This is a genomic window from Streptococcus oralis ATCC 49296 (assembly GCF_000185265.1).
Taxonomy (GTDB): Bacteria; Bacillota; Bacilli; order Lactobacillales; family Streptococcaceae; genus Streptococcus; species Streptococcus oralis_BC.
Genome location: NZ_GL622186.1, coordinates 1 through 653, shown reverse-complemented (window position 1 = coordinate 653; position 653 = coordinate 1). Strand labels below are relative to the sequence as shown.

1 protein-coding gene is annotated in these 653 nt (G+C 44.3%); it reads left to right on the top strand.

Features of this window, described 5'->3' with window-relative positions; genetic code table 11:
* A partial coding sequence (gene lacD, locus HMPREF8578_RS12245) for a tagatose-bisphosphate aldolase (protein ID WP_000000827.1) occupies positions 1-653 on the top strand: 653 nt, incomplete at both ends.

Genomic DNA, 653 nt, shown 5'->3' with positions numbered 1-653 from the left:
GCTTGCTTGCAAAAACTCTCTGACGAGAACGGCATTATCTCAGCTCTTGCCTTTGACCAACGTGGTGCTTTGAAACGCCTCATGGCTCAATACCAAACAGAAGAGCCAACAGTGGCTCAAATGGAAGAACTCAAAGTTTTGGTTGCAGATGAATTGACAAAATACGCATCCTCTATGCTTCTTGACCCTGAGTATGGACTTCCAGCTACAAAAGCTCTTGCACCAAATGCTGGTCTTCTCCTTGCTTATGAAAAAACAGGATACGACACAACAAGCACTAAACGCTTGCCTGACTGCTTGGATGTTTGGTCTGCAAAACGCATCAAAGAACAAGGCGCTGATGCTGTCAAATTCTTGCTTTACTACGATGTAGACAGCTCTGACGAACTCAACCAACAAAAACAAGCCTACATCGAACGCATCGGTTCTGAGTGTGTGGCGGAAGACATTCCATTCTTCCTTGAAATCTTGGCTTACGATGAAAAAATCGCTGATGCAGGTTCTGCAGAATACGCAAAAGTGAAACCACACAAGGTTATCGGTGCCATGAAGGTCTTCTCAGACCCACGCTTTAACATTGATGTTTTGAAAGTGGAAGTTCCAGTCAATGTGAAATACGTTGAAGGCTTTGGTGATGGTGAAATCGTGCATAC